Here is a 14624-nt window from a genome sequence, read left to right as displayed (position 1 = left end):
CCGTTCGACGACCGGGTCTCAGCGCCGGGCGAGGATCTCGCCGTGCGGCATCGCGAGGAAGCCGTCGTCGTCCGCGGCCCACTCCTGCCAGCCGGCGCGGATCGCCTGCAGGTCGTTGTCGGTGGCGAAGCCGCCTTCGCGCGCCTGGCCCGCGAACGACGAGGCGACCGCGCGGTCGGCCCACGCGCCGCCCCACCAGGCCCGCTCGTCGTCGGAGGAGAAGCACCACACGGATGCGCTCGAGGCGATCTCCGTGAACCCCGCCTGGCGCGCCCACGCCTTGAGGCGGGATCCCGCGTCGGGCTCGCCGCCGTTCGCCCGGTGCACCGGCAGGTACACGTCGGCCCAGAGCCGCAGGCCGTCCGACTCGGGGAACAGGGCCACCTTCGAGTAGATGACGTCGCGTGCCGCCACGAGCCCGCCGGGGCGCGTGACGCGGCGCATCTCCGCCAGCGCGCGGACGGGGTCGCCCACGTGCTGCAGCACCTGATGCGCGTGGACGACGTCGAACGACGCGTCGGGGTAGGGCAGCTCGTAGACGGATCCGGTGACGAACTCCACGTTCCCGGTGCCCCGCGACTCCGCCAGCTCCGACGCGTGCCGCACGACCTCCTCCGACATGTCCAGGCCGACCACGCGGCCGGGCGCGACGAGGTCGGCGAGCTCCACCGTGATGGTGCCCGGGCCGCTGCCGACGTCCAGGACGTCGAGCCCGGGCCGCAGGTGCGGCTCCAGGTAGGCGGCGGAGTTCCGGACGGTCCGCGCGCTGTGCACGCGGAGGACGCTCTCGTGGTGGCCGTGGGTGTATCGCTCGCTCTTCACCCTCCGAGCCTAGGTCGGCGCCCGGCCTAGGCTCGCCGTATGACGACGCCCCCGAATCCCTTCCTCGAACCGAGCACCCTCCCCTACGGCATGCCCCCCTTCGCCGACATCCGCGAGGAGCACTTCCGCCCCGCGTTCCAGGCCGGGATCGCCGAGCACCTGGCCGAGGTCCGCGCCATCGCCGACTCCCCCGAGCCGCCGACCTTCGAGAACACGCTGGTCGCCCTCGAGCGCGCGGGCCGCACGCTCGACCGCGTCGGCCACGTCTTCTTCACGCTCTCCTCCGCCGACAGCTCCCCCTTCACGCGCGAGCTCGACGCCGAGATCGCACCCGAGCTGGCCGCGCACGAGGACGCAATCCGCCTCGACGCGGCGCTCTACTCCCGGATCCGCTCCGTCCACGACACCCGCCACGAGTCCGGGCTCGACGCCGAGTCCGTCTACCTCGTCGAGCGCTACCTGGCCGAGTTCACGATCGCGGGCGCGGGCCTCGACGACGACGCCAAGGACCGCCTGCGCGACCTGAACCGCCGCCTGTCCGTGCTCACCACGCGCTTCGAGTCGAACCTGCTCGAGGACACCAACGACCTCGCCGTCGTCGTCGACGACCCGGCGCAGCTCGACGGGCTCGGGGCGAGCGCCATCGCCGCCGCCGCGCAGGCCGCCGCCGACCGCGGGGTGGAGGGGAAGCACCTCATCACGCTCGTCCTCCCCACCGGTCACCCGTACCTGTCGCAGCTGACGGACCGGGGGCTGCGCCAGCGGATCATGGAGGCGTCGCTCGCCCGCGGCGCCCGCGGGAACGACCACGACAACCGCCCGCTCGTGCTCGAGATCACCCGCCTCCGCGCCGAGCGAGCGGCCCTCCTGGGCTTCCCGAGCCACGCGGCGGCGGTGACCGCGGACCAGACCGCGCGCACCCCGGAGGCCGTCGCCGACATGCTCGGCCGGCTCGCGCCGGCCGCGGCGCGGAACGCCCGCGCCGAGGCCGTCGAGCTGCAGCGCGTGATCGACCGGACGCAGGAGGAGCTCGGCGAGCCGACGTTCGAGCTCGCCGCCTGGGACTGGCCCTTCTACAGCGAGAGGGTGCGCACCGAGCGCTACGACGTCGACACCGAGCGGATGCGCCCCTACCTCGAGGCCGACCGCGTGCTGCGCGACGGCGTGTTCCGCGCGGCCACCGCGCTGTACGGCGTCACCTTCGCGGAGCGCGACGACATCCCCGCCTACCACCCCGACGCGCGCGTCTTCGAGGTGCGCGACGAGGACGGATCCCCCGTCGGGCTCTACGTGCTCGACCTGCACACGCGCGACTCGAAGCGCGGCGGTGCGTGGATGAACCGGCTCGTCCAGCAGAGCGCGTTGCTCGACACGCCCACGGTCGTGCTCAACAACCTCAACGTGCCGAAGCCGCCGGCCGGCCAGCCGACCCTGCTCAGCCACGACGAGACGACCACCCTCTTCCACGAGTTCGGCCACGCGCTGCATGGGCTCTTCGCCCGCGTGACCTACCCGCGCTTCGGGGGCACGAGCGTGTTCCGCGACTTCGTCGAGTTCCCCAGCCAGGTCAACGAGATGTGGATGCTGTGGCCCGAGATCCTCGCGTCCTACGCCGTGCACCACGAGACGGGCGAGCCGATGCCGGCCGAGCTCGTCGCCGCAGTGCAGGCGTCCAGCGCCTTCAACGAGGGCTTCCTCACCTCCGAGTACCTGGGCGCCGCGCTCCTCGACCAGGCGTGGCACCGCATCGGCGCCGACGACCGGATCGAGGACGTGGACGCGTTCCAGGCCGAGGCGCTGGCCGCCGTCGGGCTCGACGTGCCGGCCGTCCTCCCCCGCTACGCGTCGAGCTACTTCCAGCACACGTTCGCGGGCGGCTACGACGCCGGCTACTACTCCTACATCTGGAGCGAGGTGCTGGACGCCGACACGGTCGAGTGGTTCCGCGAGAACGGCGGACTCACGCGCGAGAACGGCGACCGCTTCCGCTCGCTCCTCCTCGGCGTCGGCGGATCGAAGGACCCGCTGGAGGCGTACCGCGACTTCCGCGGGCGCGACGCCGTCATCGAGCCGCTGCTCGAGCGCCGGGGCCTCGCAGACTGACCCACACCCCGCACGACGAGAGCGCCGCGCCCCTCACGGGGTGCGGCGCTCTCGTCGTGCGGCGGCGGGAAGGACGGATCAGGCGGACTTTTCCGCGCGCAGCATGGAGGCACGCGGCACGATGGTGGGCGCGGCGTTCTGCACGACCGACTCGCGCGTGATGACCACGCGGCCCACCTCGTCGTCCGAGGGGATGTCGAACATGATCGGCCCGAGCACCTCCTCCAGGATGGCGCGCAACCCGCGAGCGCCCGTCTGGCGGAGGACGGCGAGGTCGGCGATCGACTCCAGGGCGCCCTGCTCGAACTCCAGCTCCACGCCGTCGAGCTCGAACATGCGCTGGTACTGGCGGACGAGCGCGTTGCGCGGCTTCGTGAGGATCTCCATGAGCGCGCGCTGGTCGAGCTGCGTGACCGTCGTGACGACCGGGAGGCGCCCGATGAACTCCGGGATGAGGCCGAACTTGTGCAGGTCCTCCGGCAGCACCTCGCCGAACACGTCGGCGTTGACGTCCTTGCGGTGCAGCGGGGCGCCGAAGCCGATGCCCTTCTTGCCCGCGCGCTGGCTGATGATGTCCTCCAGGCCGGCGAACGCGCCGGCGACGATGAACAGCACGTTGGTCGTGTCGACCTGGATGAACTCCTGGTGCGGGTGCTTGCGGCCGCCCTGCGGCGGCACCGAGGCGACCGTGCCCTCGAGGATCTTCAGCAGCGCCTGCTGCACGCCCTCACCCGACACGTCGCGCGTGATGCTCGGGTTCTCGGCCTTGCGCGCGATCTTGTCGACCTCGTCGATGTAGATGATGCCGGTCTCGGCGCGCTTCACGTCGTAGTCGGCGGCCTGGATCAGCTTCAGCAGGATGTTCTCGACGTCCTCGCCGACGTAGCCCGCCTCGGTGAGGGCGGTGGCGTCGGCGACGGCGAACGGCACGTTCAGGCGCTTCGCCAGCGTCTGCGCGAGGTAGGTCTTGCCGCACCCGGTGGGCCCGATGAGGAGGATGTTGCTCTTGGCGATCTCGATCTCGTCGCCCACGGTCTCGGCCGGCCCGATGGTGCTGACGGCCCGCACGCGCTTGTAGTGGTTGTAGACCGCGACGGACAGCGCGCGCTTGGCGGCCTCCTGCCCGATGACGTACTCGTCGAGGAAGCCGAAGATCTCCTTCGGCTTAGGCAGCTCGAACTCGCCCGTCGTCTCCTCGCTGGCCTCGGCCAGGCGCTCCTCGATGATCTCGTTGCAGAGCTCCACGCACTCGTCGCAGATGTAGACGCCCGGTCCCGCGATCAGCTGCTGGACCTGCTTCTGGCTCTTCCCGCAGAAGGAGCACTTGAGCAGATCCGCGCTCTCGCCGATGCGTGCCATGAATTCCTCCCCGGAAACCGTGCGGTGTGGGACGAGCCTAACCCGAGCGCCCGACATCTTCCGGACCCCTGGGGGCGCGGCCCGTCGGAGCACCCGATGTGCGACACTCCGCCGTCACACTGCGCAACACGAGGGAACGCTCCCGGCTGCGTCGCCCACCATGTGCGCATGACCGACGACACCTCTCCCGCATCCCCCGACGCGCTGTCCTTCGCCTACTGGGTCCCGAACGTCTCGGGCGGCCTCGTGACGAGCGACATCGAGCAGCGCACCCACTTCGACTTCGACTTCAACGTCCGCGTCGCGCAGCTCGCCGAGCGCAACGGATTCGACTACGCCCTGAGCCAGGTGCGGTACGCCGCGTCCTACGGCGCCGACCAGCAGCACGAGTCGACCTCCTTCTCGCTCGGCCTCCTGCTCGCGACCGAGCGGCTCAAGGTCATCGCGGCCGTGCACCCGGGCCTCTGGCACCCGGGCGTGCTGGCCAAGTGGATCATCACGGCCGACCACATGTCCCACGGCCGCGCGGCCGTCAACGTCGTCTCCGGATGGCTGAAGGACGAGTTCGTCGGCTTCGGCGAGCCCTGGCTCGAGCACGGGGAGCGCTACCGCCGCACCGAGGAGTTCATCCGCGTCCTCCGCGGCCTCTGGACGGAGAAGGAGTTCACGCACCTGGGCGACTTCTACCGGATCCACGACTTCACGCTCAAGCCGCCGCCCGTCGACGTGCCAGGGCGCGCGCACCCGGAGATCTTCATGGGCGGCAACAGCACGGACGCCCGCGAGATGGGCGGCCGCGTGACCGACTGGTACTTCTCCAACGGCAAGGACTTCCAGGGCTTCGAGGAGCAGCGCGCCGACGTCCTCGCATCGGCCCGCGCCGCCGGCCGATCCGAGCGCGTCAGGTTCGGCCTCAACGGCTTCGTGATCGCGCGCGACACCGAGCAGGAGGCGCAGGATGTGCTCGAGGAGATCATCGCCAAGGCGAACCCCGACGCCGTCGAGGGCTTCCGCCAGGCGGTCAAGCAGGCCGGGGCGTCGACCGGCGACGGCAAGGGCATGTGGTCCGACTCGACCTTCCGCGACCTCGTGCAATACAACGACGGCTTCCGCACGGGCCTCATCGGCACGCCGGAGCAGATCGCGCGCCGCATGGTCGAGTACCGCAAGCGCGGGGTGGACCTGCTGCTCCTCGGCTTCCTGCACTACCTCGAGGACATCGAGCAGTTCGGGACGCAGGTGCTGCCCATCGTGCGGGAGCTCGAGCGGGAGGCGATCGAGCAGGGCGAGATCGCGGAGCCCGCGACCTGACGCACGAGGCTTGAGAAGAGGGGCGGTCGGCTGATGCCGACCGCCCCTCCTCCGATGTGCGGGCCTAGCGGGCGGGGATCGCCGCCGTCAGGTTCTTGCGGGAGGTGAGCACCTGGTCGATGAGGCCGTACTCCAGCGCCTCGTCGGCGCCCAGGATCTTGTCGCGCTCGATGTCGCGGTTGATCTGGGCGCGGTCGCGGTTGGTGTGCTTCGCGAGCGTGTCCTCGAGCCAGGAGCGCATGCGCATGATCTCCGCCGCCTGGATCTCGATGTCGGACGCCTGGCCTCCGCTGGACTCGCCCGTGGCGGGCTGGTGGATGAGCACGCGCGCGTTCGGGAGGGCGAGGCGCTTGCCCGGGGCGCCGCCGGCGAGCAGCACGGCCGCGGCGGAGGCGGCCTGGCCGAGGCAGACCGTCTGGATCTGGGGCGAGACGTACTGCATGGTGTCGTAGATCGCCGTCATGGCCGTGAACGAGCCGCCGGGCGAGTTGATGTACATCACGATGTCGCGGTCGGGGTCCATCGACTCGAGCACGAGCAGCTGGGCCATGACGTCATCGGCCGACGCGTCGTCGACCTGCACGCCGAGGAAGATGATGCGGTCCTCGAAGAGCTTGGCGTAGGGGTCCTGGCGCTTGTAGCCGTAGGCCGTGCGCTCCTCGAAGCTGGGGAGGATGTACCGCGACGACGGGCTCGTGGCGGTGGAGCCGGCGCCGCGGGCGCCGCCGAAGGTGGGGAGTTCCATGTTCTCTTCTCTTACCTGTCTCGAATGTCGCGGGCTCTAGGAGGTCTCGGTGCCGCCGCCGCCGACGACGTCGGTGGCCGACTCGCGGATGTGGTCGACGAATCCGTACTCGAGGGCCTCCTGGGCGGTGAACCAGCGATCGCGGTCGCCGTCCTCGTTGATCTGCTCGACGGTCTTGCCGGTCTGGCCCGCGGTGATCTCGGCGAGCCGGTGCTTCATCGCGAGGATGAGCTGGGCCTGGGTCTGGATGTCGCTCGAGGTGCCGCCGAAGCCACCGCTCGGCTGGTGCAGGAGCACGCGGGCGTTGGGCGTGATGTAGCGCTTGCCCTTGGTGCCGCTCGTGAGGAGCAGCTGCCCCATGGATGCGGCCATGCCGATCCCGACGGTGACGATGTCGTTGGGGACGAACTGCATGGTGTCGTAGATGGCCATGCCCGCCGTGACGGAGCCGCCGGGCGAGTTGATGTACAGGAAGATGTCCTTCTCGGTGTCCTCCGCCGCCAGCAGCAGGATCTTCGCGCAGATCTCGTTCGCGTTGTCGTCGCGGACCTCGGATCCGAGCCAGATGATGCGGTCCTTCAGCAGTCGGTCAAAAACACCGGGTACCAGTGTCGGTTCGGCCATTGTTCGAGCTCCCATTCATTCGTCGCTTCGAGTCATGAATCTATCGGAGCGGATACGCGCCTACGCCCGTGTTCGCCGCGGGCGGAGAGGCACGGCCGCCGCACGCACGAGGGCCCGGGGAGCTGATGCTCCCCGGGCCCTCGTGATGCCGACCGCGCAGGCGGTCGGCGGGTGGCGACTACTCGGAGTCGGCGGCCTTCTCGGCGGCCTTCTTCTTCGCGGGCGCCTTCTTCTTCGGCTTCTCGGCCGGGGCCTCCTCGGCGGCGGGGGCCTCCGCGGCCTCCTCTGCGGGGGCGTCGGCCGTGACGGCCTCGGCGTCCGCGTCGGCCGCGGGCTCCTCGGTCGCAGCGTCGGCATCCCGCACGACGGGCTTCGTGAACTCGGTCACGTCGACTACCTTGCCGTCGGCGTCCACGACCTTCGCCTTGTCGAGCACGACCGCGAGGGCCTTGTTGCGCGCGACCTCGCCGACCATGGCGGGGATCTGGTTGTTCTGCTGCAGCACCTGGACGAACTCGTTCGGCTCCATGTTGTACTGCTGAGCGCCCTGGATGAGGTACTGGGTCAGCTCGTCCTGGCTGACCTTTAGCTCCTCCTTCTCCGCGATGACGTCGAGGAGCAGCTGCTGGCGGAACGCCTTCTCGCTGGACTCCTTGACCTCGGCGCGGTGCACGTCGTCCTCGAGGCGGTTCTCGTTCTCGAGGTGGCGCTGCACCTCGTCCTCGACCAGCTTCTCGGGGACGGGGATCTCGACGCCCTCGAGGAGCTTGTCGACGATCTGGTCGCGGGCCTGGGTGACCTGGCCGAAGACCTTGGACTTGCCGACCTGGACCTTCAGGTCCGCGCGCAGCTCGTCGATGGTGTCGAACTCGCTGGCGATCTGCGCGAAGTCGTCGTCGGCCTCGGGCAGCTCGCGCTCCTTGACGGACTGGACGGTGACGGCGATCTCGGCCGTCTCGCCCTCGTTGTCGCCGCCGAGCAGCTTCGACTCGAACGTGGTGCTCTCGCCGGCGGTGAGGGACTCGAGGGCCTCGTCGATGCCGTCGATGAGGTCGCCCGAGCCGAGCTCGTAGGAGATGCCGCTCGCGGTGTCGACGGCGTTGCCCGCGATGGTCGCGGTGAGGTCGATCTGGACGAAGTCGCCCGTCTTCGCGGGGCGGTCCACCGTGATCAGCGTGCCGAAGCGGCTGCGCAGGCTGTCGAGCTCGGTCGCGACCTCGTCGTCGGTGACCTCGACGGAGTCCACGGTGAGCTCGAGGCCCTCGTACGCGGGCAGGTCGAACTCGGGGCGGACGTCGACCTCGATCTCGAGGAGCAGGTCGCCGGTGAGGTCCTTGCCGGGCCACTCCTTGACGTCGGCCTCGGGGCGGCCGAGGGGACGGATGTCCGTCTCCTTGACGGCGGCCTGGTAGAAGCCGTCCATGCCGTCGTTGACGGCGTGCTCCAGCACGGCCTCGCGGCCGACGCGCTGGTCGATGATGGGCGGCGGCACCTTGCCCTTGCGGAAGCCGGGGATGGCGACCTGCTCGGCGATGTGGCCGTATGCGTGGTCGATGTGCGGCTTCAGGTCTTCGGGGGTGGCAGAGATCGCGAGCTTGACGCGCGTGGGGCTCAGCTTTTCGACCGTGGTCTTCACGTGTGGAGTTCTCCTGTAATCGCGGTACGCGCCTCGGCTGAGACGGCATTTCGTCGTCGGGGATGTGGTCGGGGCGACAGGACTCGAACCTGCGGTCTTCCGCTCCCAAAGCGGACGCGCTAGCCACTACGCTACGCCCCGGCTGCCACGCATTCCCTCGGTCGAGGCGGGCGCCGTGCCCCTATTCGTGCAGGCGCGCGGAAGCCGATCCGACCGTGGCACAGCCTATCCGACTCGTGCCGGGCGCTGGTCACCGGCGACGGGAGGCTGCGCTACGCTGGATCCCGCGCATCCGGCGCACGGCCCCTCGGGGGCGGTAGTCCGGCGTCGCGGGGATGTAGCTCAATGGTAGAGCCTCAGTCTTCCAAACTGATCACGCGGGTTCGATTCCCGTCATCCCCTCCATCGTGCTCCCGTCGGGACTCCCGTGCTCCCGTCGGCACTCCGTCGGCCCTCCTCCCCAGACCCTGCGTCGCCTCGTCCATCCCCCGTTCGGGGCGACCCGGCGCCGCCGCCCACGTCGACCCGGATAGCTTGCCGATCCGTGGATAGCCTGGGAGCTTCCGCATCGGGCGAGCTCGGGGGGCTGCATGGTCGAGGACGACGCACGTGGATCGCGGATCCCGGCGCAAGCGTGGGCCGCGTCAGCGGACGACCTCGTGCGCACGGATCTCTGCCCGGGCTGCCTCGCGCCCCTGGGCGCGCTGGTCTGCGGGAGCTGCGGTCTCGACGTCCGCGCGCCCGGGGCCGCCGCCGTGCTCGAGGCGTCGTACCGCGTCGTCGAGGCGATCGCGGAGCGCGAGCGCCTCGTCGATGCCATGCGGCGCTGGAGCGAGGAGGCGGTGCGTCGCCGTGGGGCCGTGGTCGTGGCCTCCGCCGTGGCCCTCGTCCCGGAGTCCGCCGCGACCGCGATCCCCGATCCGCGGCGAGCGGCGCCGCTGCCCACGGCCGAGGCATCGTCGGACACCGCTCCCGCGATCCCCGCGCCGACCGGCCCCGCCCCCGAAGCAGACGCGCGACGGCTGCAGCGGACGCCGATCGAGTTCCATGCCCCTGAGCCAGCCGTGCCCGCGGCACCCCGGCGCCGCATCAGCGTCCCGGCCGTGCTGCTCGCCATCGGCGTCGTGCTGCTCTCGGTCGCGGCCGTGTTCTACGTTGTCTACGCCTTCGTGACCTACGGGCTGGTCGTCCGCGCGGCGATCACCGCGGCCGTCACCGTGGCCGCGCTCGCGGCAGCGGCTGTCCTCGCCCGGCGCCGCCTGCCCGGCACCGCGGAGGCCGTGGGCGTCGTAGGCATCGTGCTGCTGCACCTGGACGTCTGGGCCGTGCGGTCCTACGACCTGGCCGGAGCCGCGTCGAACGACCCGTTCGTCCACTTCGGCGTCGGGACGCTCGTCGTGTCGGCGTCGCTCCTCGTCCTCGCTCCCCTGCTCCGCATCCGCGCGGCGGGCATCGCCGGTTGGGCCGGGCTGACGGTCGCCGCCGGCCTCCTGGTCGGCGCAGTGCCGGCAGCCGACGTCTGGACCCGCGTCGCGCTCGCGCTGGCGGCCGCCTCAGCCGTCGCCCTCGTCCACGCCGCGCCCCGGTCGCGCGCGGCCGCCCTCCCGGACGCACTGGAACGCGTCATCCTCCGGGTCGTGGGCGTCGTGACCGCGACCGCCGCCGTGATCGCGGGAGCCGCCAGCGCCGCTGCACCCGACGCGGTCCCGGCTCTCCCCCTCCTCGTCGCGGCCGTCGCCAGCGGCGCGCACGCGTGGGCGCTCGCGCGTCCCACCTCCCGCGCGGAGCTCCGCGGCGACGTCGCAGACGTGGATGTGGCCGCGCCCGCTGACGACGTGCCGCCACCCGCCGAGGCAGCGGCCGAGCAGGTCACGTCGCATGGCGGCGCGGCCGACACCGCGCCGGCATCGGCTGATCCGCTGCGTGTCCTCGCCGCCGCCGTCGCGGGAGTCGGAGCATCGGCCGCGCTGCCGGTCACCGCGCTCATGGGCGGACCCGCCGTGCTCACGTTCGGCATTCAGCTCGTGGTGGCGGCGGCGGTGGCAGCCGGGCTCGACGTGCTTTCTCGGCGGCTGCACGACCCCGTCGTCGCCGCGACGGCCCGAATGTCCGCCGTCGCCGCGCTGGTCGTCACCGTGGTGGCCGGGCTGCCCGCCGCGATCGCCGGCCTCGGCGGCATCACGGCCGTGCTGCTCCTCGGCCTGCCCGCATGGGAGCACGGGGCCCTCGACGACGCGGTGGTCGTGCTGAGCAGGACGAGCGACGTCGCCGATCTGCCCGGAGATGTCCGCGCGGCGGCAGTCGGCCTCGTCGTCGTCTGGGTCCTCGCGGCGGCCGCCGCGCTCGTGACCGGCCGCCTGCAGGCCCGTCGGCGCCTCCTCGCCTGGACAGGGGCGGCCGTGGTGATCGCCGCGATCCCCGCCCTGGGTCCCGTCGCGGTCGTGGCCGGCGCGTACCTCGTCGCCTCCGCGGGCGCTCTCGCCTGGCGTGTGCGCTCGCGTCGCGATCCCGGCCCCGCCGTCGTCCCCACGGCCCCGCTCGTGGCGCTGTCGGTGACGGCGGGTGCCCTCGCGTGGGCCGCATCCTGGGCGAGCACGAGCACGTGGTGGGTGGTCGCTCCGGCCGTCGTCCTCCTCCTCGTCGCCGGATCCCGGACCGCGCGCACGGAGGGCTCAGCGCGCCTCGCGACGGCAGGGGCCGCCCTCGTCGGCCTGGTAGTGGTCGCCGCCCTCGCACCGTCGCTCACGGCTGGGCGCGTCATCGGATCCGCGCCCTTGACGAGCGCGCTGGACTCGGCCGGCGATCCGGTCGTGCTCGTGCTGCTCGCCAGCGGGCTGGCGGCCTCGGTGGCCGGTGCGCTCCCCGGGCGTCCGGGCGTGCGGCGACGCGCGCTGCTCGCGACGGTCCTGCTCCCCGCGGGCCTCGCGGCGCCCCTCGTGGCGATCGCCGGCGCCGACCGCGTCGGCGGCGCGCTCACCGGATCGCCGATCTGGTCCATCGCGGCGCAGGCGGTCCTCCTGGCCGGCCTCGTGGCATGGACCGTGGGCGGTGCCCGCGGCGTCCCCCTGCCCGCGCATGCGCCCCGCGCCGACGTGCAGGACGACGTGCCGCGACCACCGGGGACCACCGCCCTGCGTCGCTGGCGGCTCACGACCGCGGCCCTCGTCGCGCCCTCGCTGCTGCTCGCCGTCCTCACCGCCAGCGCGCTGGTCGACCGCGGCGCGACTCCCCACGGCGTGATCCCCGCCGCCGTGGCACTCGTCGTCGCGGTCGCCGCCCTGCTCTGCTACCGGCGCACGTCCCCGGCGCTCCGCATTGCGCTGGATGCGGGCACGACCGCCGTGGCGACGGGGGCGATGCTCGTCGCCGTCTCGTTCGACCCGACGCGCGAGGGCCGAGAGCTCCTGTGGATCCCCCTGCTTACGCTCGCCGGCACGGCGTGCACCCTGTCCTACGCGCGCGACGGCCTGCTCCTGTCGCGCAGCGCCCGCCGCGCGTGGGGCTGGACGGCGCTCGCCACGGGGATCGCGGCGTCGTGGTCCCGGCTGCTCGCGGGCGCCGTGACCTCGCCGGAGGCGTACTGGCTGCCGATCGGAGGCGCGCTGCTGCTCATCGCGGCGCTCATGCACCGCGCCGCGGTGGGCGTCGACCGTGACGGCGATGTGACGGGGTCGACGGTCGGGCCACGGGTCCGCCGCGGCGTCACGGCCCTGACCCTCGCGGGCATCCTCACGGCCGTCCTGCCGCTCGTCGCCGCAGGTCGTCCCGACGACGTGCTCCGGCCGTATCTCCTGACCGGGATCTGCGCGGCCCTCGCCCTCGGGGGCGCCGCGCTGCTGCGGCACGCCGCGTCCCCCGTGCGTCCACTGCTGCGGGCCGTCGTGATCGGTGCGGGCATCGGGATCCTGGCCGTCGGCGGCGTGCGTGCGCTGCGCCTATCGGCCGGATCCGTCGGGCGCGAGACGGCCGTCGACGTGCAGCTGGTCGTCACGGCCGTGCTGCTCGTCGGGCTCGGGGCGCTCGTCCTCCGCGGCGCCCGCAGCGCAGAGGACGCGCGCCTCGCGGGCTCGGCCTGGGTGGGCACGAGCGTCCTCGTGGCGGTCGTCATGGCGGCATCCGTCGGCTCCGGGGAGGGCGTCGTCCGCCCGCTCGTCGTGAGCGTGGCGCTCGTCGCGGGTGCGGGGGTCCTCCTCGTCCTCCGGTCCGTGCATCGAGAAGTGCTCGCGGCGTCCGCGGCGATGGCGCTCGTCGGTGCCGTGGTCGTCGGGCTCCTCGCCTGGCGCGGCGGCTACACGGCGCTCGACCCCGCAGCGCTGGTCGTGCCGGCGATCGTGGCCGTGCTCGTGGCTGCGGTCGGTGCCGCCGATCGCCTGAGGAACCCGGCACCGGTGGTCGTCCCCGGACGCGCGCCCGGAGCGGTCGCCGGCCCCATCCGGCATGCGGCCGACGCCGCGACGGGCGCGCTCGTGGCCGGCACGGTCGCGGTAGGCGCGGCCTCCGGCGGCCCCGGGCTCCCCGTCGCCCTGCTCCTCTCGGCGGTGGCCGTGCTCGTCGCGTCATCGGCGCCGGGCTCGCGTGCGCGGCGCCATGCGGGCTGGATGGCCCTCGCCCTCGGCACCGCGGCGCTGTGGGTCGCGCTCGGCCGCGGACGCATCGACGCCGTGGAGCCCTACGTCCTGCCGCCCGCCGGCGTGCTGCTCGCCGTCGCGGCGCTCCTCCAGCGGGGGCTCCCCCGCGGGCTCCGCCACGGGCTCCGCCACGACGCGACGCAGGTCCCCGGCCGGACATCCGGCGCGGCGCCCGTCCTCCTCGGCGCGCTCCTCCTCGCCGCCCTACCCACCGCGGTAGCGTCGTGGACGGGGACGCCCGTCCGGGCGCTCGTGCTCGGGGGTGCCGCCGGTGCCGTCCTCCTCCTGGCTGCGGCCGCCCTCCGTGGGACGGACGCCGCCTCGCCGACGGGGCCCCTGCTCCTGGCGACCGCGGTGGCGTCCGGCCTCGTCGTCCCTCTCGTCGGCTTCGGACGCGCGGTGTCCGCGCTGGTCGCGCAGGATCCGGCCACGTTCGCGCGCACCGATCTCTGGACGCTCTCGGCCGCCGCCGTCCTCGTCCTCGCCGTCGGCCTCCTGCCCCGACGCGCGGAGGACCTCCTCCGACGGGATCATGCCGTGGGCGTGCCCGCGAGCGGTCCTATCGGGAAGGCATCCGACGCGTGGACGCCGGGGAACGCATCAGACGGCGCGCGACCCACCACGGACACCCTGCTCCGCGCAGCGCCACGTGTCGCCGGGCTGGTCGCGCTGATCGGTGCGGGATCCGCGGGTGCCGCCGGCATCCTCCTCGCCCACGCCGAGCGCATGGACGGGGTCGGCCTCCGCGCCGCGCTCCTCGTCAGCGTCATCGCCGCCATGCACATCGCGTGCTCCCCGTCCGGGTCGACGACGACCGGCGCCCGGCCCGACGAGGCGGGACAGCGTCCCGCCTCTCCCCCGTCGCGCGACCGCGTCCTCGCGCTCGTTGCGCTCGTCGTCAGCGGGCTGGTCGCCGCGATCCTCGTCATCTCGGGAGCCGCGGACCCGGTGGAGACCGTCACCGTGCCGATCGCGGCGGCGCTGCTCGTGGTCGGCGCCCGACGTCTGATCCGCGACGCGACGGCCGGCAGCGTGCGGCACATGTCGCCCGGGCTCCTCGTCCTGCTCGGGCCGCCGCTCCTCGCCGACCTGGGGCCGAGCCCGGCGTGGCGCATCGTCGGGCTCGGGGTCCTCGCGCTCGCCACGCTGCTCACGGGAGCCCGCCTGAGGCTCCGCGCGCCGTTCCTCATCGGCGCTGGCGTCCTGCTCGTGCACGCCGTCGCCCAGCTCTGGCCGTGGATCCGCGAGGCATCGACGACCGTCCCCTGGTGGGCGTGGGCGGGGATCGGCGGCGTGGTCCTCATCGCGGTCGCCGCCCGCTACGAGCGCCGCATCCGGGACGTCAAGGAGGTCGCGGCCCGCGTCTCGGCGCTCCGCTGACCGTGTCGGAGTCGCC

8 protein-coding genes and 2 tRNA genes are annotated in these 14624 nt (G+C 72.9%); 4 read left to right on the top strand and 6 right to left on the bottom strand.

Annotation, left to right across the window (positions count from 1 at the left end; all coding sequences use genetic code 11):
- Window positions 1–18: 18 nt before the first annotated feature.
- Window positions 19–822, bottom strand: coding sequence for a methyltransferase domain-containing protein (locus NL142_RS07760; RefSeq protein ID WP_435081559.1), 804 nt, complete (start codon window positions 820–822; stop codon window positions 19–21).
- A gap of 39 nt (window positions 823–861) precedes the next feature.
- Between NL142_RS07760 and NL142_RS07755 the strand changes: the two genes are divergently transcribed.
- Complete coding sequence (locus NL142_RS07755; RefSeq protein WP_435081558.1) at window positions 862–2925, top strand: M3 family metallopeptidase; 2064 nt, start codon at window positions 862–864, stop codon at window positions 2923–2925.
- Window positions 2926–3003: 78 nt separating this feature from the next.
- Here NL142_RS07755 and clpX read toward each other — a convergent pair whose 3' ends face one another.
- On the bottom strand, window positions 3004–4284 hold the full coding sequence (gene clpX, locus NL142_RS07750; RefSeq protein ID WP_012038153.1) for an ATP-dependent Clp protease ATP-binding subunit ClpX: 1281 nt from the start codon (window positions 4282–4284) through the stop codon (window positions 3004–3006).
- A 168-nt stretch (window positions 4285–4452) separates the two neighbouring features.
- Here clpX and sfnG point away from each other — a divergent pair, with 168 nt between their 5' ends.
- Window positions 4453–5595 (top strand): dimethylsulfone monooxygenase SfnG, encoded by a 1143-nt coding sequence (gene sfnG / locus NL142_RS07745; RefSeq protein WP_435081557.1) that lies wholly within the window; start codon window positions 4453–4455, stop codon window positions 5593–5595.
- Between the two features lie 64 nt (window positions 5596–5659).
- On the opposite strand, the gene NL142_RS07740 is transcribed toward sfnG, so the two are convergent.
- From NL142_RS07740 to NL142_RS07725, 4 genes are all read right to left on the bottom strand, one after another.
- Entirely contained in the window at window positions 5660–6340 is a 681-nt protein-coding gene (locus tag NL142_RS07740; protein ID WP_043587152.1) for an ATP-dependent Clp protease proteolytic subunit, read from the bottom strand.
- A gap of 36 nt (window positions 6341–6376) precedes the next feature.
- Window positions 6377–6964, bottom strand: coding sequence for an ATP-dependent Clp protease proteolytic subunit (locus tag NL142_RS07735; protein WP_015490151.1), 588 nt, complete (start codon window positions 6962–6964; stop codon window positions 6377–6379).
- 178 nt (window positions 6965–7142) lie between these two features.
- Window positions 7143–8600: a trigger factor gene (gene tig, locus NL142_RS07730; protein WP_435081556.1), complete on the bottom strand. Its 1458-nt coding sequence runs from the start codon at window positions 8598–8600 to the stop codon at window positions 7143–7145.
- Window positions 8601–8665: 65 nt separating this feature from the next.
- Window positions 8666–8741 (bottom strand) — tRNA-Pro (locus tag NL142_RS07725).
- Between the two features lie 190 nt (window positions 8742–8931).
- On the opposite strand from NL142_RS07725, the gene NL142_RS07720 reads away from it, so the two are divergent.
- Both NL142_RS07720 and NL142_RS07715 read left to right on the top strand, forming a co-directional pair.
- Window positions 8932–9005 (top strand) — tRNA-Gly (locus NL142_RS07720).
- A gap of 185 nt (window positions 9006–9190) precedes the next feature.
- On the top strand, window positions 9191–14608 hold the full coding sequence (locus NL142_RS07715; RefSeq protein WP_435081555.1) for an SCO7613 C-terminal domain-containing membrane protein: 5418 nt from the start codon (window positions 9191–9193) through the stop codon (window positions 14606–14608).
- The last annotated feature ends 16 nt before the right edge of the window (window positions 14609–14624 follow it).

Source organism: Clavibacter quasicaliforniensis (assembly GCF_051201715.1).
Taxonomy (GTDB): Bacteria; Actinomycetota; Actinomycetes; order Actinomycetales; family Microbacteriaceae; genus Clavibacter; species Clavibacter seminis.
This window is presented reverse-complemented; position numbering and strand designations above follow the sequence as displayed.

Excerpts from the sequence above, each read along its gene's own strand:
- sfnG (WP_435081557.1), top strand. The coding sequence starts at position 4,453 with ATGACCGACGACACCTCTCCCGCATCCCCCGACGCGCTGTCCTTCGCC.
- NL142_RS07735 (WP_015490151.1), bottom strand. The coding sequence starts at position 6,964 with ATGGCCGAACCGACACTGGTACCCGGTGTTTTTGACCGACTGCTGAAG.
- NL142_RS07715 (WP_435081555.1), top strand. The coding sequence starts at position 9,191 with ATGGTCGAGGACGACGCACGTGGATCGCGGATCCCGGCGCAAGCGTGG.
- clpX (WP_012038153.1), bottom strand. The coding sequence starts at position 4,284 with ATGGCACGCATCGGCGAGAGCGCGGATCTGCTCAAGTGCTCCTTCTGC.
- NL142_RS07740 (WP_043587152.1), bottom strand. The coding sequence starts at position 6,340 with ATGGAACTCCCCACCTTCGGCGGCGCCCGCGGCGCCGGCTCCACCGCC.
- NL142_RS07755 (WP_435081558.1), top strand. The coding sequence starts at position 862 with ATGACGACGCCCCCGAATCCCTTCCTCGAACCGAGCACCCTCCCCTAC.